Source organism: uncultured Amnibacterium sp. (assembly GCF_964245895.1).
Classification (GTDB): domain Bacteria; phylum Actinomycetota; class Actinomycetes; order Actinomycetales; family Microbacteriaceae; genus Amnibacterium.
Window position 1 is genome coordinate 1 of the sequence record NZ_CAXTOQ010000163.1, and the last position, 7113, is coordinate 7113.

Here is a 7113-nt window from a genome sequence, read left to right on the forward strand (position 1 = left end):
GCACATGGCGGCCGAGGTGGCGGCGCTCGCGAGCGTCGTGAGCGCATCCGCGGTCGCGGCGGCGCCCGACACCGAGGTGTGGGTCCTGGCCGGCCCTCGGGGCCGGTCCGCCGCGCGCCTCCTGCCCGGCATCGACGAGCTGCGCGTCGTGGGCGTCCCGTGGATCACCGCGGTCGACCGCCCCGTCGATGCGCGGCTGGTCGCGGAGGTGGACGCCGTCGTGGCGGAGGGTCGCTTCGACGAGGCGATCGTCCTCACGTCGTTCCACCAGTCGCCCCTCCCGATCGCGCTGCTCCTGCGGCTGGCGGGGGTGCCGCGCATCCTCGGCGCCTCCGTCGAGTCGTCGGCCGGCCTGCTCGACGAGCGGTGGATCCCGGGCGAGACCTTCCCGGAGGACATCCCGGAGCCCGAGCGGAACCTCGCGATCGTCGGCCTCGCCGGGTACGCGCTGGCCCCGGGCGACGACGGCCGGCTGCACGTCGAGCTGCCGCCGCAGCGGCCCGCGGCGCTCGACGGGCTGCCTCCGCGGTACGTCGCCGTGCATCCCGGGGCGCAGTACCCGGCGCGGGAGTACCCCGCCGATCACTTCGTCGAGGTCGTCCGGCTGCTGAGCGCCGCCGGCCATGCCGTCGTGGTGACCGGCGGCGACCACGAGCGCGCGTTGACCGCGGCGGTCGTCGGGGACACCGGCGTCGACCTCGGCGGCCGGCTCGACCTGGGCGGCACGGCGCAGGCGCTCGTCGGCGCGGCGGTCGTCGTCGTCGGCAACACGGGCCCCGCGCACCTCGCGGCGGCGGTCGGCGCGCCGATCGTCAGCCTGTTCTCCGCGGTCGTGAAGCCCGAGCGCTGGGCGCCGTACGGCGTGCCGGTCGAGCTGCTGGGCGATCAGGAGGCGGCGTGCCGCGGGTCCCGGGCGACCGCGTGCCCGATCCCCGGGCACCCGTGCCTCGCGAGCGTGACCCCGGCGGCGGTCGTCGCCGCGACCGAGCGCCTCCTGGCCCTCCGCTCCTCCGCCGCCTGATCCGGCCCCGCCGGTGCCCGCAGCCGCGAGCCGAGCGCGATGGCAGGACAGAACGGCTTCAGCAGGACGATCCGGGCCGTTTCGTCCTGCTGACGGCGTCCTGTCCTGCTGAAGCCCTCGATTCGTCCTGCTCAAGCGCTCAGACGTCCTGCTGAAGCGCTCGGCTCCGTCCTGCTGAAGCGCGGCGCCGCTACTGCCGCAGCTCGAGGTACTTGGCGATCAGGGCCCTGGTGGAGGCGTCCTGCGCGTCGAGCGCCTCCCGGTCGCCGTCCACGGCCGGCGCGACCTGCAGCGCGAGCTGCTTCCCCAGCTCCACGCCCCACTGGTCGAACGAGTCGATGCCCCACACCGTGCCCTGCACGAACACGATGTGCTCGTACAGCGCGATCAGCTGCCCCACCACGCTCGGCGTGAGGGACGGCGCCAGGATCGACGTCGTCGGCCGGTTGCCGCTGAAGACGCGCGCCGGCCCAACCGACTCCGCGGTGCCCTCCGCCCGCACCTCCTCCGCCGTCTTGCCGAACGCCAGCGCCTTCGTCTGCGCGAAGTAGTTCGCCATGAACAGGCCGTGCACGTCCACGTCGCCGTCCTCGAGCGCGTGCGCGGGGTTCGCCACGGCGATGAAGTCCGCGGGGATCAGCCGCGTCCCCTGGTGGATCAGCTGGTAGAACGCGTGCTGCCCGTTCGTGCCGGGCTCGCCCCAGAACACCTCGCCGGTGTCGGTGACGACGGGGGAGCCGTCCGACCGGACGCTCTTGCCGTTCGACTCCATCGTCAGCTGCTGCAGGTAGGCGGCGAACCGGTGCAGGTACTGCGCGTACGGCAGCACCGCGTGGCTCTGCGCGCCGAGGAAGTTCGTGTACCAGATGTTCAGCAGGCCCATCAGGACGGGCACGTTCGACTCGAGCGGCGCGGTCCGCATGTGCTCGTCGACCGCGTGGAACCCGGCCAGGAAGTCGGCGAAGCCGTCGGGGCCGATCGTGATCGCGATGGAGGTGCCGATCGCCGAGTCGACGGAGTAGCGGCCGCCCACCCAGTCCCAGAACCCGAACGCGTTCGCAGGGTCGATGCCGAACGCCGCCACCTTGTCGAGCGCCGTCGACACGGCCACGAAGTGCTTCGACACCGCGTCGCGCTTCGAGTCGTCCGTGTCCTCGATGGCGCCGGCGGCGAGCAGGCCCTTCCACAGCCACTCGCGGGCGAGCCGCGCGTTCGTCAGCGTCTCGAGGGTGCCGAAGGTCTTCGAGGCGACGATGAACAAGGTCGTCTCGGGGTCGAGGTCCGCGGTCTTCTCATAGATGTCGCTGGGATCGATGTTCGAGACGAACCGGGCGGTGAGCCCCGCCTGGACGTACGGCTTCAGCGCCTCGTAGACCATCACGGGCCCGAGGTCCGACCCGCCGATGCCGATGTTCACCACGGTCTCGACGCGCTTGCCGGTGACGCCGGTCCACGAGCCGTCGCGCACGGAGGTCGCGAACGTCGCGATGCGGTCGAGCACCTCGTGCACGTCGTGGTCGACGTCCTGCCCGTCGACGGTCAGCGGCGCCGCCGGCTCGAGCGAGCCTTCGGCGGGACGGCGCAGCGCCGTGTGCAGCACGGCGCGGTCCTCCGTCACGTTGATGTGCTCGCCGGCGATCATCGCCGCGTAGCGCCCGGGCACGTCGACCGTGCGCGCGACCTCGAGCAGGTGGCCGAGGATCTCTTCCGTCACCAGGTTCTTCGACAGGTCGACGGTGAGGTCGGCCGCCTGGAAGGTCCAGCGCTCGGCGCGGGACGCGTCGTCCGCGAACCAGCCGCGCAGATCGGGGGAGAAGCCGTCGGCGATGCCCTCGAGGGCGGCCCAGGCGGCGGAGGTGGTCGGGTCGATCGGGGCTGCGGTCACGGCCGGGTGCCGCCTTTCACCAGAAGCGGATGTGCCGCCCGACGCCGGGCGGGGATGGTCGGAACCACGCCGGATCGAACGCTAGCGCGCCCGGCTGCGCGCCCGCCTCCCGCAGCAGGAGGGAGGAGGGGCCTGCTCGCTCGGTAGGGTCGGGCCGTCCGCGGAGCAGCGGAGGAAGCAGGCACGGCATGATCGCGGGCATCGAGACGGGCGGCACGAAGGTGGTCTGCGCGGCAGCGGCGGCATCGGCGCCGGAGCGCCCGCTGGTCACCCGCCGGTTCCCGACCACCGGGCCGGACGAGACGATCGGGCGCATCCGGGACTTCCTGGCGGAGGTGACGGCCGACGAGCCGCTGCAGGCCCTCGGCGTCGCGTCGTTCGGTCCCGTCGACGCCGCGCACGGCAGCCCGCGGTTCGGCTACGTCACGACGACGCCGAAGCCGGGCTGGGCGGACGTCGACCTGCTCGGCCGGGTGACGCCGCAGGGGGTGCCGGCCGCGTTCGTGAACGACGTCGTCGGCGCGGCGGTGGGGGAGCTGCGGTACGGCGCCGGCCAGGGTCTTTCCTCGCTCGCCTACGCGACGATCGGCACGGGCGTCGGCGTCGGGATGGTCGTCGACGGCCGCCCGATCGGCGGCGACGGCTGGCCGGAGGTCGGCCACCTGCTCGTGCGGCGGCACCCGGCCGACCGGTTCGCGGGGAACTGCCCGTTCCACGGCGACTGCCTCGAGGGCCTCGCCGCCGGCCCGGCGATCAAGGCGCGCTGGGGCGTCGACGCGTCCTCATTCCCTCCGGAGGTGCACGACGAGGCGTTCGCGGTCCTCGCCTCGTACATCGCGCAGATGGCCTACACCGTGGCGCTCACCGTCGGGGCCGAGCGGGTGGTGCTGGGCGGCGGCGTGATGCTCGCGCCCGGCCTGCTCGACGCCACCCGGGCTGCGCTCGCGGCGATCTCCGGCGGCTACGGGCCGGCGACGCTCGCGACCGCCGACCCGAAGGACGTGCTCGTCCCGCCCGGCATCGAGGACTCGCCCGGCGTCGTCGGCGCCCTCGCGCTGGCCGCCGACCTCCTCCCCTGATTCGCGGATCCGGATTCCTCGCGCGGATCCGGACCAGCATCGCGACACGCCGCGCCCGGCGCCTCCCGCCCGGCGTGTCGGCCAATCCATCCGGATCCGCGAGACGGAGTCAGCGGAGGACCGCGGCGGGTCGTGCTGCATGCCGGTGCTGGTACGCGATGCCGAGCACGGCCGTGCAGACGCCGGCGATCGCGCCGACCACCAGCGCCTCCCGCGGGCCGAGCACGTTCGCGATCCAGCCGACCAGCGGGCCGCCGACGACGGTGCCGCCCATGACGGTGGCCATGTACAGCGCCATCACCCGCCCGCGCACCTCGCGCTCGACGCCCAGCTGCACCAGACCGTTGGCGGTGGTCATGAAGGTCTGCGCCGCGACCCCGACGAGCGGCAGCACGATCGCGAGCCACAGGTAGGAGGGGGCGACGGCTCCGATCAGCAGGCCCGTACCGAACAGCGCGCCCGCGAGGATCAGCAGCACGAACCGCGGCGCGGGCCGCCTGGCCGACAGCAGGGCACCGGTCACCGCCCCGACCGCCAGCGCCGACGACAGCAGCCCGTAGCCGGTCGCGCCCTGCCCGAACATCACGGCCATGGTCGAGGCGTAGATCGGGAAGTTCAGCCCGAAGGTGCCCAGCACCGCGACCATCGCGAAGACGACGAGCAGATCCCGGCGCCGGACGACGGTCGCGAACCCCTCGCCGACGTCGCGCAGCGACCCCTTCCTGGGACCGCGGGCCCCGAACGCGGGGGCGCGGATGCAGCGGAGGGAGACGAGCACCGCCGCGAAGCTGACCGCGTTGATGATGAACACCCAGCCGGCGCCGACCGCCTCCGTCAGCACGCCCGCGACCGCCGGGCCGAGCAGGCGGGCCAGGTTGAAGGAGGCGGAGTTCAGGGCGACCGCGTTCGACACGTCGTCCGGGCCGACGAGGTCGGACACGAAGCTCTGCCGCGCTGGAGCATCGAAGGCCGCCGCGATGCCGAGCAGCAGCGCGAAGCCGTAGACCTCGATCAGCGTGGCGGTGCCGGAGAGCACGAGCAGCCCGAGCGCCAGCCCCAGCGCGCCCATCACGGCCTGCGTGATCGTGAGCAGCGTGCGCTTCGACACCCGGTCGGCGACGAGCCCGGTGACCGGGGAGAGGAACAGCTGCGGGCCGAACTGGAGGGCGGTGGTGATGCCGACCGCGAAGGCGTCGTGGTCGGTCAGCCGGGTCAGCACGATCCAGTCCTGGGTCGTGCGCTGCATCCAGGTGCCGACGTTGGACACGATCGCGCCCGACGCCCAGAGCCGGTAGTCGTGGACGCGGAGCGACCGGAACATCCCTGCGCCCGTGATCCCGCTCATGTCCCTCCAGCATACGCAGGCTGGACTGTGTATCTGGCGCGCACCGCTCCCGCACCGCAGCAGGCCGGCCGAGCACTTGAGCAGGCCACCCGCACCTCGGCAGGCCGCGAACCGCCTCCGTGGCCTGCCGAAGTGCGGAGAGCCTGCCGAGGTGCTGCAGGGCGGCCATGCGCGCAGCGGCCGCACGGGCCCGCCAGAATCGACCCGTGACCTCCTTCACCGACGACGAGGGCGTCGTCATCGAGACCGTCGAGTGGGCCGTCGACGCCCCGCGCGCGATCGTGCAGATCTCGCACGGCATCGGCGAGCACAGCGGCAGGTACGCGGCGCTCGCCGCGGACCTGAACCGGGCCGGCTTCACCGTCGTCGCGGACGACCACCGCGGCCACGGCGCGACGGGGATGCGGCAGTGGGGCGGGGACCCGTCCCGGCTCGGCTCCCTCGGGCCCGGCGGCCTGCGCGCCACCGTCGCCGCGATCGCGCGGTTCGGGCGGCTGACCCGGCAGCGCTTCCCCGGCGTGCCCCTCGTGCTCGTCGCCCACAGCTGGGGCTCGCTGATGGGGCAGATGGCCGTGAACCGGCAGCCGGACGCCTACGACGGGGTCGTCCTCTCCGGCACCGCCTACCGCCTGCCGGGCTGGATGGACGCCGGCGACCTCAACCGGAGGCACCGCTCGCTCGGCACCACCGGAGCGGAGTGGCTCAGCCGCGACCCCGCCGTCGCTGCGGCCTGGGTCGCCGACCCGCTCGCCTTCCCCGCGCAGACCGCGAAGCTGATCGGCATGCGCGACGCGCTCCGGCTGCTCGGCCGCCCCGCGCGGCACCTCCCCTCCGACCTGCCGGTCCTGATCCAGGTCGGCTCGGACGACACCCTGGGCGCCGGGCGCAGCGCGCAGCGCCTCGCCCGCGCCTACCGGACGCGGTCGGGCCTCACGGACGTCACCGTGCGCGTCTACGACGGCGCCCGGCACGAGGTCTACAACGAGACGAACCGGGACGAGGTCATCGGCGACCTCGTGCGCTGGATCGACGACCGCGTGCTGCACCAGGAGGCGAGCGCATGAGCGCGGAAGAGGAGCGCCACGGCGAGTACAAGGTGCCGGGCGGCAAGCTCGTCGTCGTCGATCTGACCGTCCAGGACGGCCGGATCGCGGCGTTCCGGCTCGCCGGCGACTTCTTCCTCGAGCCCGACGACGCCCTCGAGGCCATCGACCGGGCCGTCGTCGGCGTCCCGGAGCAGGCCCCAGCGGTCGACATCGCCGGCGCGGTGCGGGCCGCCCTGCCGGAGGGCGCCGTGCTGCTCGGCTTCAGCCCGGAGGCGGTCGCGACGGCCGTCCGCCGCGCGATCGGCGGCGCCGCCGGCTGGACGGACTTCGACTGGCGGCTCGTGCACCCGGGCCCGTTCCCGCCCGCGCTGCACCTCGCGCTCGACCAGGTGCTGACGGAGGAGGTGGGGGCGGGCCGCCGGCAGCCGACCCTGCGGATCTGGGAGTGGGACCAGCCGGCCGTCGTGATCGGCAGCTTCCAGTCGCTGAAGAACGAGGTCGACCTCGAGAACGCGCGACGCTTCGGCATCGACGTCGTCCGCCGCGTGTCCGGCGGCGGCGCGATGTTCATGGAGGCGGGCAGCGTCGTCACCTACTCGCTGTACGCGCCGGGCGACCTGGTCCGCGGGATGTCGTTCGCGGAGTCGTACGCCTACCTCGACGACTGGGTGCTACAGGCCCTCCGCTCCCTCGGCATCGACGCGACCTACCAGCCGCTGAACGACATCAGCTCGCCC

6 protein-coding genes are annotated in these 7113 nt (G+C 73.8%); 4 read left to right on the forward strand and 2 right to left on the reverse strand.

Going from position 1 to position 7113, the window contains the following annotated elements:
* Positions 1-4 precede the first annotated feature (4 nt).
* Positions 5-1021 carry a glycosyltransferase family 9 protein gene (locus ACFE60_RS16180; protein ID WP_375389893.1) on the forward strand — a complete coding sequence of 339 codons (1017 nt, stop codon included), beginning with the start codon at positions 5-7 and terminating at the stop codon, positions 1019-1021.
* A 190-nt stretch (positions 1022-1211) separates the two neighbouring features.
* On the opposite strand, the gene pgi is transcribed toward ACFE60_RS16180, so the two are convergent.
* The gene (gene pgi, locus ACFE60_RS16185; RefSeq protein WP_375389888.1) at positions 1212-2906 is read right to left on the reverse strand and encodes a glucose-6-phosphate isomerase; all 1695 of its coding nucleotides are present in this window, start codon (positions 2904-2906) and stop codon (positions 1212-1214) included.
* A 188-nt stretch (positions 2907-3094) separates the two neighbouring features.
* On the opposite strand from pgi, the gene ACFE60_RS16190 reads away from it, so the two are divergent.
* Complete coding sequence (locus ACFE60_RS16190; RefSeq protein WP_375389889.1) at positions 3095-3985, forward strand: ROK family protein; 891 nt, start codon at positions 3095-3097, stop codon at positions 3983-3985.
* Positions 3986-4094: 109 nt separating this feature from the next.
* Here the strand turns inward: ACFE60_RS16190 and ACFE60_RS16195 are convergent, their stop codons facing one another.
* Entirely contained in the window at positions 4095-5330 is a 1236-nt protein-coding gene (locus tag ACFE60_RS16195) for an MFS transporter (RefSeq protein ID WP_375389890.1), read from the reverse strand.
* A 206-nt stretch (positions 5331-5536) separates the two neighbouring features.
* On the opposite strand from ACFE60_RS16195, the gene ACFE60_RS16200 reads away from it, so the two are divergent.
* Positions 5537-6394 (forward strand): alpha/beta fold hydrolase, encoded by an 858-nt coding sequence (locus tag ACFE60_RS16200; RefSeq protein WP_375389891.1) that lies wholly within the window; start codon positions 5537-5539, stop codon positions 6392-6394.
* On the forward strand, positions 6391-7113 hold a 723-nt coding region (locus ACFE60_RS16205; protein WP_375389892.1), incomplete at its 3' end, for a lipoate--protein ligase family protein. The genes ACFE60_RS16200 and ACFE60_RS16205, both read left to right, overlap by 4 nt.

Bases quoted from the DNA above. Each gene is read 5' to 3' on its own strand.
- ACFE60_RS16190 (WP_375389889.1), top strand. From the start codon at position 3,095: ATGATCGCGGGCATCGAGACGGGCGGCACGAAGGTGGTCTGCGCGGCA.
- ACFE60_RS16195 (WP_375389890.1), bottom strand. From the start codon at position 5,330: ATGAGCGGGATCACGGGCGCAGGGATGTTCCGGTCGCTCCGCGTCCAC.
- ACFE60_RS16180 (WP_375389893.1), top strand. From the start codon at position 5: ATGGCGGCCGAGGTGGCGGCGCTCGCGAGCGTCGTGAGCGCATCCGCG.